The organism is Vibrio sp. JCM 18905 (genome assembly GCF_055393305.1).
In genome coordinates, this window is sequence record NZ_AP043878.1 from 1,600,948 (window position 1) to 1,622,226 (window position 21,279).

The 21,279-nt window shown below is 42.9% G+C and carries 14 protein-coding genes and 6 tRNA genes; 13 read left to right on the forward strand and 7 right to left on the reverse strand.

Features of this window, described 5'->3' with window-relative positions:
- Positions 1-9 precede the first annotated feature (9 nt).
- The 5 genes from viaA (at position 10) to dld (ending at position 5,086) form a co-directional block, all read left to right on the forward strand.
- Entirely contained in the window at positions 10-1,464 is a 1,455-nt protein-coding gene (gene viaA / locus ACZ5ZC_RS06990) for an ATPase RavA stimulator ViaA (RefSeq protein ID WP_012842207.1), read from the forward strand.
- 206 nt (positions 1,465-1,670) lie between these two features.
- Positions 1,671-1,744, forward strand: a tRNA-Cys gene (locus ACZ5ZC_RS06995).
- Positions 1,745-1,780: 36 nt separating this feature from the next.
- A tRNA-Gly gene (locus ACZ5ZC_RS07000) sits at positions 1,781-1,856 on the forward strand.
- Between the two features lie 236 nt (positions 1,857-2,092).
- A complete protein-coding gene (locus tag ACZ5ZC_RS07005; RefSeq protein WP_258507476.1) occupies positions 2,093-2,995 on the forward strand; it encodes a LysR family transcriptional regulator in 903 nt (300 codons plus the stop codon).
- Positions 2,996-3,379: 384 nt separating this feature from the next.
- Positions 3,380-5,086 (forward strand): D-lactate dehydrogenase, encoded by a 1,707-nt coding sequence (gene dld / locus ACZ5ZC_RS07010; protein WP_109169012.1) that lies wholly within the window; start codon positions 3,380-3,382, stop codon positions 5,084-5,086.
- A gap of 140 nt (positions 5,087-5,226) precedes the next feature.
- Here dld and ACZ5ZC_RS07015 read toward each other — a convergent pair whose 3' ends face one another.
- From ACZ5ZC_RS07015 to ACZ5ZC_RS07030, 4 genes are all read right to left on the reverse strand, one after another.
- Complete coding sequence (locus ACZ5ZC_RS07015; protein WP_005396412.1) at positions 5,227-5,535, reverse strand: AzlD family protein; 309 nt, start codon at positions 5,533-5,535, stop codon at positions 5,227-5,229.
- Entirely contained in the window at positions 5,532-6,263 is a 732-nt protein-coding gene (locus tag ACZ5ZC_RS07020; protein ID WP_054867649.1) for an AzlC family ABC transporter permease, read from the reverse strand. The genes ACZ5ZC_RS07015 and ACZ5ZC_RS07020 overlap by 4 nt, the downstream gene beginning before the upstream one ends.
- A gap of 316 nt (positions 6,264-6,579) precedes the next feature.
- Complete coding sequence (alr, locus tag ACZ5ZC_RS07025; protein WP_074189652.1) at positions 6,580-7,809, reverse strand: alanine racemase; 1,230 nt, start codon at positions 7,807-7,809, stop codon at positions 6,580-6,582.
- A 189-nt stretch (positions 7,810-7,998) separates the two neighbouring features.
- Positions 7,999-9,630, reverse strand: a complete 1,632-nt coding sequence (locus tag ACZ5ZC_RS07030; protein ID WP_012842212.1) for a methyl-accepting chemotaxis protein — start codon at positions 9,628-9,630, stop codon at positions 7,999-8,001.
- 551 nt (positions 9,631-10,181) lie between these two features.
- On the opposite strand from ACZ5ZC_RS07030, the gene ACZ5ZC_RS07035 reads away from it, so the two are divergent.
- The 4 genes from ACZ5ZC_RS07035 to ACZ5ZC_RS07050 all read left to right on the forward strand — a co-directional run bounded on the left by ACZ5ZC_RS07035 (position 10,182) and on the right by ACZ5ZC_RS07050 (position 12,596).
- Positions 10,182-10,268, forward strand: a tRNA-Leu gene (locus ACZ5ZC_RS07035).
- 37 nt (positions 10,269-10,305) lie between these two features.
- Positions 10,306-10,379 (forward strand) — tRNA-Cys (locus ACZ5ZC_RS07040).
- A gap of 308 nt (positions 10,380-10,687) precedes the next feature.
- On the forward strand, positions 10,688-12,211 hold the full coding sequence (gene amyS / locus ACZ5ZC_RS07045; RefSeq protein WP_053808368.1) for an alpha-amylase: 1,524 nt from the start codon (positions 10,688-10,690) through the stop codon (positions 12,209-12,211).
- 130 nt (positions 12,212-12,341) lie between these two features.
- Positions 12,342-12,596: a hypothetical protein gene (locus ACZ5ZC_RS07050; protein ID WP_012842214.1), complete on the forward strand. Its 255-nt coding sequence runs from the start codon at positions 12,342-12,344 to the stop codon at positions 12,594-12,596.
- Positions 12,597-12,670: 74 nt separating this feature from the next.
- Here the strand turns inward: ACZ5ZC_RS07050 and ACZ5ZC_RS07055 are convergent, their stop codons facing one another.
- Positions 12,671-13,459, reverse strand: a complete 789-nt coding sequence (locus ACZ5ZC_RS07055; RefSeq protein ID WP_256951707.1) for a lipase family protein — start codon at positions 13,457-13,459, stop codon at positions 12,671-12,673.
- A 68-nt stretch (positions 13,460-13,527) separates the two neighbouring features.
- Positions 13,528-14,457, reverse strand: coding sequence for a CHAD domain-containing protein (locus ACZ5ZC_RS07060; RefSeq protein ID WP_464931548.1), 930 nt, complete (start codon positions 14,455-14,457; stop codon positions 13,528-13,530).
- Between the two features lie 301 nt (positions 14,458-14,758).
- Here ACZ5ZC_RS07060 and ACZ5ZC_RS07065 point away from each other — a divergent pair.
- The 3 genes from ACZ5ZC_RS07065 to ACZ5ZC_RS07075 all read left to right on the forward strand — a co-directional run bounded on the left by ACZ5ZC_RS07065 (position 14,759) and on the right by ACZ5ZC_RS07075 (position 17,620).
- Positions 14,759-14,845: transfer RNA gene (locus tag ACZ5ZC_RS07065), tRNA-Leu, on the forward strand.
- A gap of 37 nt (positions 14,846-14,882) precedes the next feature.
- Positions 14,883-14,956, forward strand: a tRNA-Cys gene (locus tag ACZ5ZC_RS07070).
- Between the two features lie 981 nt (positions 14,957-15,937).
- Positions 15,938-17,620 carry an Ig-like domain-containing protein gene (locus ACZ5ZC_RS07075; RefSeq protein ID WP_464931816.1) on the forward strand — a complete coding sequence of 561 codons (1,683 nt, stop codon included), beginning with the start codon at positions 15,938-15,940 and terminating at the stop codon, positions 17,618-17,620.
- 72 nt (positions 17,621-17,692) lie between these two features.
- On the opposite strand, the gene ACZ5ZC_RS07080 is transcribed toward ACZ5ZC_RS07075, so the two are convergent.
- Positions 17,693-18,979: a DUF11 domain-containing protein gene (locus tag ACZ5ZC_RS07080; RefSeq protein ID WP_225461124.1), complete on the reverse strand. Its 1,287-nt coding sequence runs from the start codon at positions 18,977-18,979 to the stop codon at positions 17,693-17,695.
- A 680-nt stretch (positions 18,980-19,659) separates the two neighbouring features.
- Between ACZ5ZC_RS07080 and ACZ5ZC_RS07085 the strand changes: the two genes are divergently transcribed.
- Positions 19,660-21,255 carry a hypothetical protein gene (locus ACZ5ZC_RS07085; RefSeq protein WP_005398290.1) on the forward strand — a complete coding sequence of 532 codons (1,596 nt, stop codon included), beginning with the start codon at positions 19,660-19,662 and terminating at the stop codon, positions 21,253-21,255.
- The last annotated feature ends 24 nt before the right edge of the window (positions 21,256-21,279 follow it).

A 21,279-nucleotide genomic window follows, 5' to 3' on the forward strand; every position in this document is an offset into this window, starting at 1 on the left:
GGAGACGACATGCTAGGTGCAGACGGACTTAACCTCGCGCTGATGGTAGCCGACTCTGGCATCATCGATAGCGCAGTTAATGATTTAATGGCGCGTTCACAAGTCATGATGATGGCAGAAAACCGAGGCGTTAAATCTTCGGTTAAAGGCCACTTATTAAAGTGGCGAGGCAGTGTTAAAAAACGGATTACCAAAGTATGTGAGACAGAGCGTTTCCAACAAGAGCTGTCTTTATATCAAGAGGTCATTCACTGGGATGAAGAGGCGTTTTTCGAAAACATCGAAGATGTGATTAAAAAGCTTGAGTGGCACTCCGCTTTTTATATGCAGGCTCGCCGAATGATGGAGAAGAACAAGGGGATGAATAATCCCATGTTCCCACATTACTTCTGTGATCAATGGTACCAAAGCCTAGCCGATGCGATTAAGCAAGCGCAAGTAAGCGAGCTTGAGGCCAATAAAGAGAAAGTGCTGAATGACCTGTATCAGCGTATGGAGACCATGCGTAATATGGATAAGGTCACAGAGTCGGGTGATGCTGAAAGTGTAGGGCGCTTATGGGATATGGCATCTGCCAAGTTGAGCAAAACTGACTTAACAGTGATGAAACGCCATGCGGAGTTTCTGAAGAAGCACCAAGGCTTGCAAGAAATAGCCGAGCAACTTGGCCGTATGGCGGGGCAAGTGAATGATCCCGAACTTAACCGCGCGCCTACTGAAGAGCTACAAATGATCGAAGAGAAGAGTGATGAAGCGACAGATGATATTGTCGGCATTCACGAAAGCGATGATTTAAATAAGCTACTTCCCAACGAAACGATGTTTTTGGCGTATCCTGAACTCGAGGTCGTGTTCTATAAACACTTAGTCGATAAACGACTTATGAACTACCGTACACAGGGCAAATCGCGCACGTTACGTAAAGTTAAAGCTCACCGACCTGACAACAAAGCGGTAGATATCGAAAAAGGACCGTTTATTGTGTGTGTGGACGCGTCCGGCTCAATGAGCGGGTTTCCTGAACAATGCGCCAAAGCCATGGCTTATGCGCTGATGCAAATTGCATTAGCGGAGCAACGTGATTGCTATGTCATTATTTTTTCGACGGAACACATTACGTATGAGCTAACCAAACAAGATGGTCTGCGCGAGGCGGCGGACTTTTTAACTTATAGCTTCCATGGTGGTACAGACTTAGAGCCAACTTTGATCAAATCTATCGACTTGATGAGCGGTGATAAGTACAAAAATGCCGATATGGTGGTCATTTCCGACTTTATCGCGCCAAAACAACAAGACGAGTTGCTTGCCAAAGTGGATGCGCTTAAAGCGAAGAAAAACCGTTTTCACGCGATCAGTCTATCTAAATACGGAAACCCAGCATTAATGTCGATGTTTGATCACACTTGGTCTTATCATCCTAATGTTGTGGGCAGGTTGCTTAAACGGGTCGGTAATTATTAAGTGACATTGAAATTCTATTGAGTAAAACGTACAGAAAGCTAGATTTATATTGCTTCGTTTTAAGCCGATAAGATCGAACTTTGGTCTAATTGGCTTAAAAGAAATCAAACAAACAGAAAATGAAAGATTTTTGTTTGACTATCTTCTCTCAATCCGTAAAGTAGCCACCAACGCAACGGGGAAGAGCCCTGAAGCGAAGTAAAAAAGGCGCCTTGGCAGAGTGGCTATGCAGCGGATTGCAAATCCGTGGACCTCGGTTCGACTCCGGGAGGCGCCTCCATTATTCTTTGAGAGTGAATGGCTTTCGAGAATCAATGCGACACTAGCTCAGTTGGTAGAGCGCAACCTTGCCAAGGTTGAGGTCACGAGTTCGAACCTCGTGTGTCGCTCCAAATTATTCAGATATGGCAATTGCGGTATCTCGATGCCAAGTGCATCAACTTAAAACCAGCGAAAGCTGGTTTTTTTGTATCTGAATATTGATAAATTTACGCCATCTCAGTTTCTTGAACTGTGGGTATAACACTTGTTTCTGTCACCAGTTATGTTGTTAAGTGTGACCCGATATTTCGCAGATTGACCAATATCCGTTTACAATGTCGGTCTCCAAAGGATTTGACGAAGACGCATGAGAAATACCGACGATTACATCATTTTCTATCACCTGATCGAGCAAGGTTCATTTAGCGCTGCAGCAAGACACATGTCATTGACCAAATCGGTTGTCAGTAAACGCATCGCGAAGCTTGAGCAAGAGCTTGGTGTACAGCTTCTTTACCGAACAACGCGAACGTTAACGTTGACGGAGGCAGGGCGGGCGTTCTTTACTCATGCAAAAGCCGTTTATCAAGCGGTGGCAACGGCAGAAGAATCCATTGTGGGGTTGGGTAAGAATTTATCTGGAAACATTAAAGTTTCTGTACCCACTATCTCTGGTGAGTTAATTCTTCCTCAAGTGATCAATGAGTTTAATCAGAAATATCCTGACATCAATATCGACATGGATCTAGATAATCGTTTCGTCGATATCGTGAATGAACGTTTTGATCTGGCAATTAGAACGGGTGTGTTGCCAGATTCTAGTCTGATTGCAAGAAAGCTGGTGGATGCGAATTGGATTATTTGCGCGTCACCCCAATACCTGGCTAAACATGGCATACCTAAACAACCTCAAGCCTTGGATAAACACAATTGTTTAGTCTATTCCTACCAAGAAACCGGAGCGCATGAGTGGGCGTTTAAAGAGGGAGACGAGGTATATCAAATCACCGTCGACGGTAACCTCTGTACCAACAATTCTTCTGTATTGAGAAATGTGGCGCTGTTAGGGCAGGGAATCATCTATGTGCCGCGTGTCTTGGTTTATGAAGACTTAAAGCAAGGCCGCCTGATTCAATTGTTCAAAGACGAAACCGCCAAATGTTTGGGTATTTATGCAGTGTATCCTTACACTCGTCAACAACCAGAAAAAATTAAGATCTTCATTGATCATCTATACACCAGCTTTCAAAGTCAAAATCATCGATTTTAAGACAATAACTCAACACCAATCGTTATGTTGGTGTTGAGTTATTGTTTCCATCTTCATTTCTAATAATTCTTATAAATTTAGAAGCTTAAGCTTTCTCCTTGTTTTATCACTAATATTGATAACAAGATGCTGCGCACAACTGTTAACAAATGGTTTTGCTATTGTTTCTTTTAAGAAACGGTCTGTTTCTTGCGTTAAATTTTCCGAATGTGAAAGATAAGTGACAGAAAAATAAAAGAATTATTTTGTTTGTTGTCTATTGGTTAAGTGTTGCTCGCCTGCCTGACATAGACGCCGATAAATGGACTGCTTATAGTGGCTCAAACGCCCATTACCGTCACTAAACGGTGATGTGAGCGAAGTACAATAACGAGAGATACGGATATGAAACAAAAGCAGCTGATTGACGAATTTAAAACTATCGTTGGGGAAGAAAATGTCCTAACCGACGAGGTTAAAACAAAATACTACCGCTCAGGTTTTCGCTCAGGTAGTGGCACTGCGCTTGCTATCGTGTTTCCTAATACTCTTGTAGAACAATGGAAGATAATTAAACAGTGCGTTGAAGCAAACTGCATTATTATTATGCAGGCTGCCAAAACAGGTTTAACAGAAGGCTCAGCTCCAAGTGGTAATGATTATGACCGTGATGTGGTCGTGATCAATATTACCAAAATCAAGAAGATTCACTTATTAGATGGCGGTAAGCAGGCGGTATGCTTGCCAGGTGCAAGTTTGCACTCATTGGAAAAAGAATTGAAGGCGGTGAACCGAGCGCCGCACTCTATCATCGGTTCTTCATCATTAGGTGCCACTGTGGTTGGTGGTATCGCCAATAACTCAGGCGGTGCGTTAGTCAAGCGTGGTCCTGCTTACACGGAACTGGCGATCTATGCGCAGGTCGATAAGCAAGGCCAGTTACACCTGGTTAATCACCTTGGTATTGAAGGGTTAGGTGAAACGCCAGAAGAAATTCTGACAAACCTGCAAGAAGGAAACTTTGACCCAGCGAAGATCATTCATGACGAGCGAATGGCATCAGACAAAGAATACGATGAACGTGTTCGAGACGTGACTTCTGACATTCCTTCTCGTTTTAATGCCGATGAACGTCGATTATTTGAAGCCAGTGGCTGTGCTGGTAAGTTGGGTGTTTTTGCCGTTCGAGTTGACAGCTACCCAGTACCTGAAAAAGAGCAGGTTTTTTACCTTGGCACCAATGATCCTGCGAAACTGACGAAGCTGCGAAAAGATTTCTTATCTACGTTTGAGAACTTGCCTGAGATGGGAGAATACTTGCATCGAGATATCTTCAACATGGCAGAGAAGTACGGCAAAGATGTCTTCTTATCCATCGACTTATTAGGCACTGATAAGCTGCCAAAAATGTTTGCACTTAAAGCTAAAGTAGAAAATTTCTTAGAGCGCGTCCCGTTTGTTAGTAAATACCTGCCGGATACCATTTTGTACTACGCGAGTAAGTTGTTCCCACAACATTTACCAGAACGAATGCTGGATTTCCGTGACAAGTATGAGCATCACCTGGTATTGAAAATGAGTGATGGTGGTATTGCTGAAGCACAAAAATACCTCAAAGAAGTTTGGGCTGTTGAAGACGACTGTGATTTCTTCGAGTGTACGCCGGAAGAGGGTAAAAAAGCTTATTTACATCGCTTTGCAGCAGCAGGTGCAGCAATTCGTTACGAGACGATTCACCGAAAAGACGTAGAAGATATCGTTGCACTTGATATCGCATTGCGACGTAATGATGAAGAGTGGCTAGAAACTTTACCAGAAGAAGTGAGTAAGAACCTTGTTCAAGCACTCTATTATGGTCACTTTATGTGTTATGTATTCCATCAAGATTACATTTTCAAAAAAGGGACCGACACGAAGTTGATGAAAAAGCTGATGCTAGAACACCTCAATAGCCGTGGAGCTAAATACCCAGCAGAACATAATGTGGGTCACTTGTACGAAGCTGAAAATTCGCTGCAGAAGTTTTACCACGAGCTAGATCCAACCAACACCTTTAACCCTGGTATTGGTAAAATGGACAAATATAAGCGCAATTGTAACTGCTGTGCATAATGTTCTATCTCACCGTGATTAATATCGTTGCTCATCGTTAAAACGATGAGCATAAGATAAGCCCTGATGACACTCGTGACATCAGGGCTTCGTGTTTTGGGGCTTTTTATTGATGACTGGTATCGGCGTTGAAACAACGGTTAAATAGCGCGTACCGCGGCGGCTGCAATGATGCCAGCTGCAATTGCGGGCAGAGGCTTTTTCACGATGAACATAACGACAGCAGTAGAAAAAAGTGCTGCTCTAGCACCGTAATCACCCTCAACCGCTAGTGGGGCTAAAAGGGCAACCAATACGGAACCTGACATCGCAGTAATGAAACGTTGAACCCGTTCGCTAATTGGAATGAATGACATGACATATACTCCGCCCCAGCGGGTTATGAGCGTGACTAACGCCATAGCGATGATGATAAGCAGTGTTCCACCTACGCTCGTTTCGATGTTCATGCTTTTTTCTCCTTCCAACAAGCACCTAAGACTCCACCAGTAATAGCGCCAACCACTACGTGGCTATTCTCTGGTAAATACCAGTACGCCAACATAGAAGAGGCTGCTGCTGTGGCCCAAATTGCAAAGATTCTTAAGTCTTTCGGCCCTGCCACAACCATAGACAGCAGGAAGCATCCCATAACCATATCGAGCCCGAGGCTCACCGGGTCTTTGATTGCGTTACCAAAATAAATGCCGATCCAGGTTCCAACAATCCAAAACGACCACATCGCTAAGCCGCCACCAACAAGCAAACCAAAACCTGGTTCTTTTCTACCAAATGCATTGAGTGCCATTGCCCAGTTTGCGTCTGATGCTACTAGCATTACACCGTAACGTTTTGTCGTTGGGAGTTGTCGTAACCATGGATAAAGCGTAGCGCCCATCAAGAGGTGACGAGCATTAATAGCAAATACAGTAATAAGCACTGGAATCAGAGGTACTTCTGCTCCCCACATTTCTAGCGTGGCAAATTGTGAAGCACCGGCGAAGACCAGTGTGCTCATCAACATAGTGGGAAATACATCTAGTCCAGTTTGTACGGCGGCAACACCGAATGCGAGGCCAAATATGACCACAAACATGGACAGAGGTAAAAGTTGGGTGAAACCGTTCCACACGTCGACCCGAGTAAATTCGTGCAACTCAGATGAGGAACGCTGAAGATGTTGAGTATTTTCTGTCATAGAGATACCTAGCCAGCAGGCAAAAAGGGCTGTGCCATATGAATGCGTTTGTTATTCTTTTGTAAACTTCATGTTTAACATCAATTGAAAGGGCTTTCAAACACTAAGTGCTATATAAAAAACAAGTATACCTGAACGATTTTAAGATGAAGGGGTTAGAGGATTTGTCACTTGCTAGGGCTCAAGGAAAGTAACGCAACGCAAATAGCAAACTCTGTTCAATTGAGAAGAGCACGGATTGTTACAGATTAGTATATAAGTAGGAAAGCGAGCACGAGGCTCGCTTTTTCGTTCTGTTACGAATAACTGAAAGGGTTTATTTTACGTAGACACGAGGGTTCGCAGTACCCCAAACCGTGTATAGTTCTGGGAAGATGACCTCTGCATGTTTTTCCATTTCTGCTGCCGAAATCGTTTTGCCTTGCTGAGAGCCAAACAGTACAACTTCAGAACCAGGCTCAACATCTTTGATACCTGTAATATCAACCATGGTGGTGTTCATTGAAGCCACACCTGCAACTTTTGCTCGTTGGCCATTGATCAGTACTTCTGCCGTATTGCCCATTTTTCGTGGGTAGCCATCAGAGTAACCAACAGGAATGTTCGCCATTAGGCTTTCTTTGCTCGTTTTGTAGCTGCTGTCGTAACCGACAGTGCTATTTTTTGGCAGGTGGTGAACGGATGCCACGCGTGTTTTGAAAGACACGATAGAAGGGTACTCAGGGTTGGTTGGCAGATCACCGTATAAAACGCCACCAGGACGAACCATATCAAGCTGTGCTTCAGGAACATTAAGTGCAGTGTAAGAGTTTGCCACGTGCAGCAAAATATCTTCGCGTTTTAGGCCCGCTTCTTTAATCAGCCATGCAGAGCTGTTTTTGAACGAAGATAACTTTTGACGAACTTCGTCTGCATTGTAGTTAGGGAAATGAGTCATGATGCCAACAATATTAACGCCAGCTTGTTGAGCGATTTCTAGCGCTTCTTGCTTGCCCGCTTTTGTCGTCATATCAACGCCATTACGTCCCATACCACCGTCGTTAAGAGCAAGGTGAACTTTGATTTCTTTACCCGCTTTCTCTGCTAGCTTAGACAGTACTTTGGCTTGCTCTGCAGTGCCAATCAGCTCTTCAATATTTAAGTCGATTGCAGCTTCGATCTCGCCAATATCCGCCGAACGTACACGCATAAGTTGACCTTTAAAGCCACTGTCACGAACGGTCTGTGCTTCAGCGTTACTTGCAACGGCAACGCAAGGAATTTGTTGTTCGATAATGGTTGGCATCAGGCCCGCGATGCCATTACCGTATGCGTCGGCTTTCATCACGGCGCAGATTTTCGTTTTGCCATCCATGTGCGATTTAAACTGCTCAATATTATCGCGGAACTGACCTAAGTTTATTTCCAGCCAAGCGTTAGCGCCTTGAACTTGCTCTGCTTTTACTACAGTGTTGCTAATTTGAAGAGGGGCAGCAGTAGCTTGCATCGCAGGAGCAACGGTTGCAGCAGCGATAGTCAGTGATAGTAAGGTTTTATTTAAGCGCATAAAGTCTCCGTACGCGTTTTTTGTATTGGTTATGTTATTGAGTACTTGGGGAAAGTACCTGACGAAGTAAAACGCTCCAAGTAGTGCTTTGGAGCGTTTTTGAAGATCATGATTCAATATACCTCAGTGATTGCACTCAATTTGTGCAAATCGAGGTTGATTCAATATCAACTAAGGTATCCACTGAGTTTAACTCAGTTTAAAGCGGCTCATTACATCTTTAAGAGAAATTGACAGCTGGCTTAGCTCACGACAAGCCTGTGCGGTTTGCTCTGAGCCCTGTGATACTTCTTGAGATGCCAAGTGTATGTTTTCAATGCTACGGTTAAGCTCTTCTGCAACAGAGTCTTGCTGGTTACAAGCCGTGGCGATTTGGGTACCCATGTCTGAGATATCAGAAATCGAGTGTTCAATGTCGCTCATCAGCTGTTTTGATTGAATGCCTTGCTCTGCACATTCTGAGATACTGGTTCTAGAAAGTTCTGTCGCAGATTTCGCGTCTTTTGCAAGCGATTGTAGCTGTTCAATGATCGACGTAATTTCGCTGGTTGAATCTTGCGTACGGCCTGCAAGCGTTCGAACCTCGTCCGCAACCACGGCAAAACCGCGACCAGACTCACCAGCACGCGCAGCTTCAATGGCTGCATTAAGCGCAAGTAGGTTGGTTTGATCGGCAATGTCACGGATAACATCAACAATAACGTTAATTTTATTCGATTGCTGTTCAAGCTCTGCCACAGTATCGCCGGCAGCACCAATTACGTTTGAAACTTCATGAATCGCGTCAACCATGCCTTGCGTTTCACGAACACCATGTTGTGTACGACGGTTTGCTTCGTTAGCTTGGTTCGCTGAATCTTCAGTATTACGTGCAACATCGGCTACTGCTGCTTTCATTTCTGTCATTGCCGTAGCAATGTGTGTGATTTGCAGTTGTTGATCTTTCATACCAGACGCAGAAATATCAGAGATTTGATTCATCTCTTCTACTGCACTGCTTAACTGTGTGACCGCAGCAATCACGTTGTCGATAACTTGGCGCAAGTCATCTTGCATCTTAGTGGTCGCATCTGCCAGCTCACCTAGCTCGTCATTGCCGATGGCTTTACGATCGATGTCGTTTGATAGGTCACCTGTTGCGATGGCATTTGCTTGCTCGACAACAAGTTTTAGTGGGCCACAAATAAGGCGTGTCAGCACGTACGTCATGCCTACCATGATAAGCAGAATAATCACGTTGCTTGCAATTGACGAGTTACTCAATCCATTTACAGAAGAAAGAATATGAGTTTTGTTACTGTCCATAGCATTTTTAAGTAGACGGATCAGTTCACCGAGCTCAGAGTCAACCGCTTCGAAAGCAGGTAAAGAGTTCGCCAAAATAGGGTGGGCCTTGCTTTTGTCGTTGGCTAGCATCGCTTCGTTGTACTGATCCATAGTGACCAAGTACTTTTTCCACTGACGCATAAGGCGCTGGTAAGTTTGTTGCTCTTCACCAGGCCAAATCGTTTCACCGTAAGAATCGAGCTCTTTGCTGATCTTTTCACGTTCGCGAATGTTGCTGGCAATTTTGTTTCTGATTTGGTCTGCGTCTTCATAAGTGTATGTCGCAAACTGAGCACGGCGCCAGCGAGACAAGTGATCTCGGATCGAATCTACTCTTTCCATAGCAGGAAGCGTATCATCGGTATAGTTTAAAAGCTCAGATTTAATGCTTTTGAGCTCTGTAGATAAAAATACGCCAAACGCAATGTTGACGATGGCAATGAGTAAAAACGATAGCGATATCTTTTTCGCTATAGAAAGATTCTTGATAGACATTAGTGATATACCTTGTTTTTCTTATGGTGTGTCGCCAAAGTAAACCACGTCCTTATATGTGATATATGTCCATTAAATTACTGCAACGAGTGTAAGCTATCATTATTTATTGATATTTTCGATAATGAATTGAGCTTTTTTTGAAAATAAAAAATGTCAATGATTTTATAAAGGTACGACCACATTCGATGCAAAGTTATCGGTAACAAAATATGATATTTCGTGTGAAATAGTGCCAAGAGTAGGGACTCCAATTGTTACAGATGTTACCGAGCTGAAGAGAGTGGTGACTACGATCCGCGTTAGTCAGGCGTTTACAAGCTAAGCAGTTACGGGCATCAACATGTGTGTGATTTAAAGTTGATGAAGCTAACGAGTGTTTCTTGGCCTAATTGAATGCCAATTGTACCGTCTGGATCGCTTTTTAAGCACTTAAATCAAAAAGATAAAATTTATTGTTGACCAGATAAATTAATCCGTTAAAGTACGCCTCGTTCTCACGGCAAAGGTCGCTGAGACAGATGGTGTCTAACCCATCGCATGATTGCGTTGCCCTGGTGGTGGAATTGGTAGACACAAGGGATTTAAAATCCCTCGGCGTTCGCGCTGTGCCGGTTCAAGTCCGGCCCGGGGCACCATCAACATCTTTGGTAACAGAGATATAAAAATCAGAAAGGCGCCTTGGCAGAGTGGCTATGCAGCGGATTGCAAATCCGTGGACCTCGGTTCGACTCCGGGAGGCGCCTCCACTATTTCGAAAGCCAGTCTTAAATGACTGGCTTTCTTCGTTTTAAATCCATCAATCTATACTCGTTCACTCTTCTCTAAATTCCTCCCATGTTTTGATCACCATTCAATATTTTCAATGCGCTAGTCATTGATTTTATAAATGTTAAATAACTCAATAATTGTATAGGGTGATTGGTGCTAATTTCTCTTCGATTGTAATCCGAACTTTTTGTATCACAGGCAGCAACTTGGCTAGCGTGACCGTTGGCAATGCTTGGTGTGTATGAGCAGAAAGGAGGATTTTAGTCCTTAACGTGAGAGAAAAATAATGAAAACATTTAAATTAAAACGCACTATTTTACCTTTAACCTTGTTGCTAAGTTCATCTGCATTGGCTGCTGAGAATGGCACAATGATGCAGTATTTCCATTGGTATGTGCCTAACGATGGCACACTGTGGACTCAAGTGGAAAATAACGCTCCAACGCTAGCAGAAAACGGATTCACAGCGCTCTGGCTACCGCCTGCATACAAAGGTGCGGGTGGCAGTAATGATGTCGGCTACGGCGTTTATGACATGTACGACTTGGGGGAGTTTGATCAAAAAGGATCAGTGCGCACCAAATACGGCACGAAAGATCAGTATCTTAGCGCTATCAATGCCGCTCACAATAACAATATCCAGGTTTATGGTGACGTGGTGTTTAACCACCGTGGTGGTGCGGATGGGAAATCTTGGGTTGATACTAAGCGGGTAGATTGGAACAACCGCAACATTGAACTTGGTGATAAATGGATTGAAGCGTGGGTGGAGTTTGATTTCCCTGGACGCAACGACAAGTACTCTAACTTCCATTGGACTTGGTACCATTTTGATGGGGTGGACTGGGACGATGCAGGTAAAGAAAAAGCCATTTTTAAATTCAAAGGTGAAGGTAAGGCATGGGATTGGGAAGTCAGTTCTGAAAAGGGGAATTACGACTACCTTATGTATGCTGACTTAGACATGGATCATCCTGAAGTTAAACAAGAACTGAAAGATTGGGGTGAGTGGTACATCAACATGACTGGTGTTGATGGCTTTAGAATGGATGCGGTGAAGCACATCAAATACCAATATCTTCAAGAATGGATTGATCACCTACGTTGGAAAACAGGGAAAGAACTCTTCACGGTCGGAGAGTACTGGAACTACGATGTGAATCAGCTGCATAACTTTATCACCAAAACTTCTGGCAGCATGTCGCTATTCGACGCACCGTTACATATGAACTTCTACAATGCGTCTAAATCGGGTGGTAGCTACGATATGCGTCAAATCATGGATGGTACGCTGATGAAGGACAATCCAGTCAAAGCGGTAACCTTAGTAGAAAACCATGATACTCAACCTTTGCAGGCGTTGGAGTCGACGGTTGATTGGTGGTTTAAGCCGCTCGCTTACGCGTTTATCTTATTGCGTGAAGAAGGTTATCCATCTGTGTTTTATGCAGATTACTACGGCGCGCAGTACAGTGATAAAGGGCATGACATCAATATGGTCAAAGTGCCTTACATCGAAGAGCTCGTAACACTGCGTAAAGACTATGCGTATGGCAAACAACATTCTTATCTTGACCATTGGGATGTAATTGGCTGGACTCGCGAGGGCGATGCAGAACATCCACATTCAATGGCAGTGATCATGAGCGATGGACCAGGTGGCTCGAAGTGGATGTATACGGGCAAGCCAAGTACACGCTATGTCGACAAGTTGGGCATCCGAACTGAAGACATTTGGACAGATGCGAACGGGTGGGCTGAGTTCCCTGTAAATGGTGGATCTGTCTCGGTTTGGGTTAGCGTTGAGTAATCCATTCTTGTGATTTTGATACAGAACAGGCAAATTTTGATGAAACTTTGCAGTGAATCAATACGTTATTTGATATTCATTTAACAAATGAGTAACTTATATTTGAGCATTATCTAGAGGAAGATGAAGAATGGAATCTATTGCTGATGTATTGGTTGTGGCTATTGTGTTCGGTGCCATATTTGGGGGCGGGATAATTAAGTTAATCTTGAATCATCGTAAAGAGGTAAGAGCCTTGGAGATATCTGAACGTAATACGATGAGCCAAGAAGAACAAGATAACCTTAACAAGCAAATTGGTGACTTGAAGCGACGCGTTGAAGTGTTAGAGCGCATAGTCACAGATAGCAAATATCAACTTGAAAAAGAAATTGCCTCTCTGTAATTCACCACAAAAACGTAAAGCCGGCTGAGTCCGGCTTTTTCGTGTCTGTACATCATAGTTTTAGGGTACTTAGCTCAGCGTTCGTCAAAGAAGTCTTTATCGCGGATGTATTTACTCATAAAGTGATAAGAGAATGGTAGCATCAACCAACTAAATAGAGAACGGCCAAGTCGAATGAACGTTGGCGTATTCTCGTATATTTTCCCGTTATACAACCATAGCATTTTGCCTACATGCCAATAGAGAAAAGGCACTGGCGGCATGAATGTCACGATGTCGATGTCGCAACAAATCCGGTAAGTTTTGTGCCCCAAACGGTAGCGTTTTTTAAAGGTCCAATCTCCAACTGCGGGCTGACCGAAAGTCACGACGCGTTTAATGCTCTTTGGGTATTTTTTCTCAATATAGTCGGCAAAAACATTGCCAATCGCGCCACCTGAAGAGTGACCAGTAATGGTGATTCTTTTTCCCCTAAGAATGAGCGGTACAACGATACCTTCGAGGCGCTCGATCACGGTCAACCCCAACCGATCTTCATTTCGGCTCGGTAAACTTTCTTGAAACAGAAGATGATAGAAACCCGCGTGAATGCGGTAATTCAGTCCCAACCGTCGACAGCTTCTCGTCCACATCGCGAAGTTCAACAACCAATCACTGATACTGTGTGAGCCTTTAATTACTACGACCACTTCACTCTGTTTTTTACTCCAGAGCACGCGAATCATAATCTTACCGTGTTCATTTCTAATGACTCGTTGCCCATTAGGATCGAATCCGTATTGAGTTTGTCTGAAGACGCGAGGATAGGCGAGATTACAGAGTACGGCATAGCGCTCATATTGGTATCGTTTTAATGGTTTCACGTTATCTTTCTTTATGGAGCCTAACGACCGACTGTAATTAATGAATATTAAAAATACGTGAACCTAGGTTAGTGCTGGTAGAGACTTTGTGTGTTGGTATCGTAGATGAAAGCCTCAAATTGATCTAAGTGCGTTAAGATGGTCTGGTGCGAAGTATCGTGATGTTCACTAAGCACGTTAAGCAGCTTTTTCAGGGTCTTACGATCTTGTTTATTGAGGTTTACTGCCTCTTTGATCTGTGTGAAAAATTCAATTTGACTTGAAGTGTCGTTAAAATCACCGAGCTTGTCTTGCAATAGTTTTAATTGTTTCACGTTGTTTTTGTGCTGTGGGGAAGGGTAGAGTGCGGAAAACCCTTCTAGCAAATAACGCAGCGCTTTGCACTTTATCCGCATCGAGTGAATCACGTTGTCACAACTTTTGTCCGAGATCTTGCGCCGTGCTTTGTCGACCTTTTTAAATTGTTCGGAGACTTTTTGGCTTGCGAAGAGTAACGCAGGTACGTTGTTATCCACTCGTTCGTGTTGTGTACTTCGCAGCAGACTATTCCTGACCAAAGTGCAGTGCATAGTGTATTCTTGTGTCGCTAGCCAACGCGCAACTTTTGCCTGTTCGTAAGCACGTTCGGATTCTATAACGCCAAAAAGCGGCTCAAGAGAGGATTTATGGTTTGGGAGCATTTCAATGTATTGGCTTTTGTCCAAGATAAATACGTCTAAATCACGCAGCTTATTTGTTTTCTTCATCATTATTTTTAAATGAGGTTTCAAAATACGCTGTTCAAAAGGAGGTATCAATTCGCGAAGTAGCAAGCATAGTGAGCGTATGCGCCTCAGTGTGACGCGATATTGGTGTGTATATTCAGGATCCAAGTCTTGGACGATCCCCTGTTCCAGAGAGCGCGCATAATCAAATTCAGTAAGTAAGAAGTGGGGCACTACGAAGTCGAGTTCGGAATCAGTATGTAGCGGTAATTGAAATGATGACTTTCGAAACATGATGAGCGCTTATTTGTCCCCTGCAGTACGAGTTAAGTTTATACCCATACTGCCAATTTGTGCGACTTGTCGATTCCTCGTTGACATTAAGTGATGAAGCAAAGTAAACGAGAGCAAAGCATACTGATGTTCTTGTGAGCAAAATGATCGCCCTTTGTTCGTTTGAGTTGGCTTTTTAACCAATTGAATAAAAAAGACTAATTTTTTGTTGACCAGATAAATTAATCCGTTAAAGTACGCCTCGTTCTCACGGCAAAGGCCGCTGAGACAGATGGTGTCTAACCCATCGCATGATTGCGTTGCCCTGGTGGTGGAATTGGTAGACACAAGGGATTTAAAATCCCTCGGCGTTCGCGCTGTGCCGGTTCAAGTCCGGCCCGGGGCACCATCAAAATCTTTGGTAACAGAGATATAAAAATCAGAAAGGCGCCTTGGCAGAGTGGCTATGCAGCGGATTGCAAATCCGTGGACCTCGGTTCGACTCCGGGAGGCGCCTCCACTATTTCTAAAAACCGGCCTTGTGCCGGTTTTTTACTATCTGGTATTGTCAAACTATTCTAATACACATTTTTTATTGAATAATTAATTTTTGTACAAATACCAACCTCAATTATCAGTTAATCACCCTTTAACTGGTTTTCCTGAATTGCTATCTATAGCGTCATATTGTCATGTGATTTTAGTTCAATACTGAAAATAAAGTTGCACATATATCCTGCTTGTTTCTCTATATGTCTTTAGTTGATATTGCACTGTATCGCTCAGTCTGTCTTTTAATCGAGTATAAAACTAGGTGAGCAAAAAACTTTTCACCACTTTAATTTAACGTAAACTTAACAATTAAAGGTGGATAATATTACTCAAGAGTTGTTGAGGTATATTATTCGAATGACTCGTTATTAAGTTAATGAATTTAAAGGTTATAATTTCATGCGATGAAATTGAGGTTGTTTTAGTTCAATTTCTACTTGTTTGATTTTTAATGATTTAAATTGGCTGTAGTGCAAGTGATTTATTAAAGTCATTGTTGAATACAAAGTTTGTTCATATAAAACAATCATAAGGTTATTTTAAGTAACTGACAAAAATGGACAAATTTATTATTACACAAACTTAACCTAAATTACTTATCGCTCTGGTTGAATTTTGACCGGTTGCTTTGCTATGATTCCGGCTCTTATATTTTTGGTGGTTATATTTTTATAACCATGTTGATGTATATAGGAATATATTTGGCTTTATAGGCTAGGGCATTTTATTGCCTAAAATTTATATTATTTTACCCTACCATTTCTGCTTATATTGGCGGGAAGGTGAACTAGTTATTAATTCAAAATTAGGTGAAGCAGTGATAAAAAATATTAAAATAAATAGAACAATCCTAAATAAAGGGTTGTCATTTTTATTAGTAATATTCGCTTGTTTACAGAGCATCCATTACGCCAGTGCAGCAGGAAGTACGACGGGACAGCAAAATACATTGGTTATCCTGCTGAACTTCAAAGAGAACCCAAATGAGCAGCCATTAAGTTTGTCAGAAGCAAATAATCTAATCTTTGGCACAGTGAATGACTTCTACCGTGAAAGCTCTTTTGATCAAATGTGGCTGTCTGGGAAAGTCGTGGGTTGGTTTAATCTACCGTTGTCTAATCAGGTTTGTGATTTTACCGCTGTTCAAGATGCAGCGGATCAAGAAGCCATCGCTGCGGGAGTGAAGCTTGAAGAGTACGATCGTATTGTTTACTTGATGACAAAAACGGCATGTGGTGTCGCTGGATCGGCAACTATTGATGGCATGCCTTCACGCGCGCACATCAATGGTGATTTTTCTCCGATGAATATCGCTCATGAGCTTGGACATAACTTTGGTTTGCATCACTCTCGTGCTCTTGATTGTGGCGAGCATACGCTTTCAGACAACTGTACGTTGCGTGAATACGGTGATACCTATGATGTAATGGGTGGTCCAGACATCGGCTATTTGAATACTTTCCAGCGCGAGCGACTAGGATGGCTAGAGGGAGAGCACGCCTCAAAGACACTGGAAGTTACTCAAAATGGTACTTACTCCATCGCGAATTACGAGACGACTAGTGATCAGCCAGTTACGATAAAAGTACCTCGTGGTACTGATCCTTCTACAGGTGCAAAAAAATGGTTTTACATTGAATACCGCCAGTCTATTGGGTTTGACGACTTTTTAGATGCTCGTTCTTACTCGTTCTATCGTGGGGACGTTACGGATGGCATCATCATTCGAAGTGCTGTAGAAGGCGATGGACGCAGCAGTAATCTGCTTCACTTTAAAACTGATTCTGAATATCGTGCGGTTTTTGGCCGAAATGACTGGTTTGACCCATCTATGCCGGTCGGTGGTAGCTATACTGACCCAGACTCAGGTGTAACATTGAGTTTGGTGAGTGCAGCGAACGGCATCGCCGAAGTAAGCGTTTTCTTTGACGGCTCTGACAACGGTAATATCGGGACTTGTACTGTTAATGCTCCATCAGTGACTGCGAAAGCTGCAACAAACAACTCGGTTGCAGCCGGCGATGAGGTTCAATATCAGGTCACTATTACCAACAAAGATAGTGCAGATTGTTCAGCGAGCAGTTTTTCTGTAAACGCGTCAGTGCCAACTGGTTGGAAAGCAAGCAGCAATGCAATCACGCTAGCAGCAGGTGAAACCGGACAAGTAATGATATCAGTCGTATCTTCGGTTGACGCTAGTGATAAAGACTATGCTTTGAATATGATCGTGACGCACGGAGAGGACTCAAGTCTGCAAACCGCAGCATCCGTGAATTACTCTGTAACCACTGAAATCTCACCATCACCAGAGCTCGTTGCTGTTGATGATCAGGTGACTATGTCTTCGAAACAGTCGGTGACTATCGATGTGATGGCAAACGATGTTGTTGGAGAGCAAAACGCTGCAAGCGTGGTTTCTTTTACTAGACCAAGTAAGGGGCGACTAGAGCTGTTATCAGATGGCACCCTGCGTTACACACCTGAGAAGAAATTCAAAAATAACGACAGCTTTACCTATACCATAGGTGATGGTCAAAGCAGCTCGACCGCTCAGGTCTCAGTGAAGTTAGAGTCCTCATCTGGTGGCGATTCTGGCAATTCTGGTAACAATGGGAAAGGTAAGAATAAATAGAACGATATAGTTCGAAAGAAAACGCCTGACGAGTTAACGTCAGGCGTTGTTTTATTAAGTTGTAAGTAGACCTTATTCAGGGCAGTTAACAGGCTCTGGACAAGTTGGACATAGCGTACATTCTGCAGACGCTGTTATCGCTTCTACGACAACATTACCGAAGATAGTTTCACCACTCGCATCCACAGTATCTGTAAACGCTCTGACTTCTTCACCCGGTAATGGAAGGCCTTCACCATCTCCTGGGATTGGCTCGTAGTTACCAGTAAAGTCGTAACACTCAGCAGGCGCAAGCATACCAACCTGGATTGGATTCGAGTCTTTGTTGTCGATTACGACAATGCCGTCAATGGTGACATTGGAGGTATTACATACACTACCACTGTAATTGACTTGAAGACCGTATTCATTAATACCAGTATCTTCAAATCGATTCACGACGACGACACTACAGTCTTTCTCTAGAGACAATGAACCAGGGATGTTTTGGCTTGGGCATTCCCAATCTGCGTTGTCAGAAACCGCAACACCACCACCAGTTTCAAGTGCTGCGCTTACTTCTGCGTAGTTAGTGATACCGTTTTGGTCAATAATAAACGAACCATTAAACTCTTGCGTTTGTCCAACGGCGAGCATAGCTAAATTGAACACATGGTCACCAGCAGCCATATCGTTGTCAACGGCTGTAGTGTCTGTTGCCACAACATCATACAATGCAAAGTCACCGGTGTTTTCTACAGTGAGTTTATAGTTGTATTTCAAAGTGTTACCATTGACAACATCACCAAATGTACAAGTTTTAGTGATTTTAATGTCTGGTACGCCTGGTGTGTAACAGAATGAAATATGACTTAAGCCATAGTATCTACCATTGTTACCCACAGGTGCATGTAGTAAGGCATCATCTTGATACAATAATCCATCTGTAAAGTAGTTATATAGGTTTCCGTCAGGACCACCTTTTACGAAGATAGCTTGCATAATCACAGGGCTATCACCTTGATCCCAACTGAAGGTTTTTGCCCCAGGTTGTTGATCAATAACCACTTCAAGCATGCCATCACCGAAAGTGCCGTCTGTAACTGGCTCAAGCTTGTATTCTATCAAACCATCGATCCCTGGAAGTAATTGTTGACAGGTGTTATTCCCTTCAACAAATATTGGTTGCACGCCTCGGCTTGAAGGGTCGCCAGCGGATGCGTAAACAATTTGAGAGCTCAGCACTAAGCTAACCGCTATGACCCAAGTAAACAGCTTAAACATGCTGCTGATATTGATCGCTGTAAGTATATTCTGGCTACATAAAGTGGAACAACGGTAACTCTTATTGCCCCACCAAGAGTTAAATATGGTTTTCATAAAACCTCCTTGTGTAAGTGGGCTCGCTACGTCCTTGAGCCCACATACGTGATAGTTTTCTCACAGAGTTAAACTGCGCCAGTTGACTAGCATAGAGTGTTCCATATTTAACCTTTTGTATTTGTTGATTATTTTTTATTTTTGTACAGAGGGGTGAACAGTTTGTTTATATTTTCATAAATGGTTGAGCTAAAACTTATTCGCTAAACGACTGAATATGTTTTAGTTAAATGAGTATTCAATTAGATGTGTAAAGGATGTAACACTATGCAAACAGGTGTTACACATCACCTTCACATTATTGGGAGTAGGTGAGTAAGCGTCTATTTCATATTCATAGTGGACAGTTTCAATACTGTCGCTTTTGCGCATCTGTCACAGGTGTAAACAATAAAGTGTCAATCTGTAACATTATCCTAGAACACGTATATATCTTTGTTATCGTAGGTTTTTTTGTCTCTTTTGTTTTCTTTCTCTTTCTTTAAAATTGAACACTCTGTTCATTCTCTTCGCTGTTGAAAATATTTAGTTTAATAAAATCATAACCTTAAGTGGTGGCATGCTCTATGCGTTATACGAGCTCGAAACGAAAGTTGTATCTCGCTTTCACTTTTTCTTAAAAGGCAATTAATGACATAGGGACCTTCGTCTAGCTTTAGAAGCGTTCTAAGGAGTAGGTTATGAATTCTTGTAAGTCAGGTATCTGGCATACGATGAAGAGCTTTCTTTATGCAATATTTACAAGCTTGCTAATAGGTAGCTCTGCATTTGCAACACCAACAGATGGCGTGTTTGAGTTAGAAGCAAATGCTAATGCGATAGATGACTCTGGAGTAGGTGCTCCAGATGACTGGTCAACGCCGCCAAACAGTGGTGGAGCATTAGTATTTAGCTTTGAGAATGACACGGCAACACCGGATACAATCTTTACTGGTGGTAATAAAGACATCAAAGACATACCGGAACTTGGTTGGAAGACTGGTACGGTACTTGATAAAGGGGACATTCTTCATGCGTATGCAGCGGCATACAACATTAATAATGACCTTGTACTCACCTTTGGTGCAGACCGTTTTGGTAACAGCGGTGATGCCTTCTTAGGTTTTTGGTTTTATCAAGACTCAGTCAGTACAAACCCAGACGGTACATTCACTGGTCAACATATTGCTGGTGACCTTTTGATTCAGGTGAATTATTTGCAAGGGGCAAATGAGGGGCCAGAAATTTTGGTTCTTGAATGGGACACAACTTGTGCGAAAGCTGATAACAATAATCCACAAGATGGTCAGTGTGCTGCGACAAACTTACGTTTGAAAGTTAAGACAAATGCACTGTGTTCACCAGGCGCGCAAGATGTGTGTGCTTCAACCAATACAACTGACTCACCTGCACCATGGGCGTATACGCCAAAAAGTGGTGTCGAAAATGTCTTCCCTCCAGAAACCTTCTTTGAAGGTGGTGTAAACCTTACTGAACTTCTACAAACAGACACCTGTTTTAGCTCGTTTGCAGCCGAAACAAGAGCATCAAGCAGTATTACCGCTCAGTTGAAAGACTTTGTGGTTGGTGACTTTGAGTTGTGTAGTGTTGATATCACCAAAACATGTAATCAAGCGGTCGTGAATGAAACAGAAGATGGTTACGTTTACTCATACAGCGGCGACGTGATTAATGATGGTGTCGGTACGCTCTACGATGTTGTTGTAGAGGATTTAGAAGCAGGTACTACACATAGCTTAGGTGCCATTGCTTCAGGTGATAGTGCTTCATACAGCGGCAGTTTTGAAAGTACAAGCAATGGTCTAACTAATACGGTGAAAGTCACAGCAGCTGCGACTCCGGGTGGTCAAGCGACCATTACTGATACCGCAAGTGATCCATGTGAGTCATTGAGCTTGTCTCCAATGATTAGTGTTACGAAATCATGTGAAAGCGGCTTCAAACTTACTGAAAACGGTATCATTGCAGAAGTGAGCTTCTCGGGAATGGTATGTAACACAACGCCTGGACTTACTTTAGTGAATGTTTCTGTTGTGGATGACTCAGGTACGCCTGAGGATGCTTCTGATGACGTGACAGTAGTGGATAATATCGAACTCGCTTCGGATCAATGTCAGTCTTATACTGGTAGTTATATCCCAACGGCATTTAGCAATGCAGAAACACAATCTTTCCGTGATACTGTGACGGCGGTTGGTTTCTTGAAAATCGATAATACTCAAGCGACGAATACAGCTTCTGCAGACTGTGATATTTGTCCTGCACCAAGCAACTAATTGATGTCTTGTGAATAAAAAGCC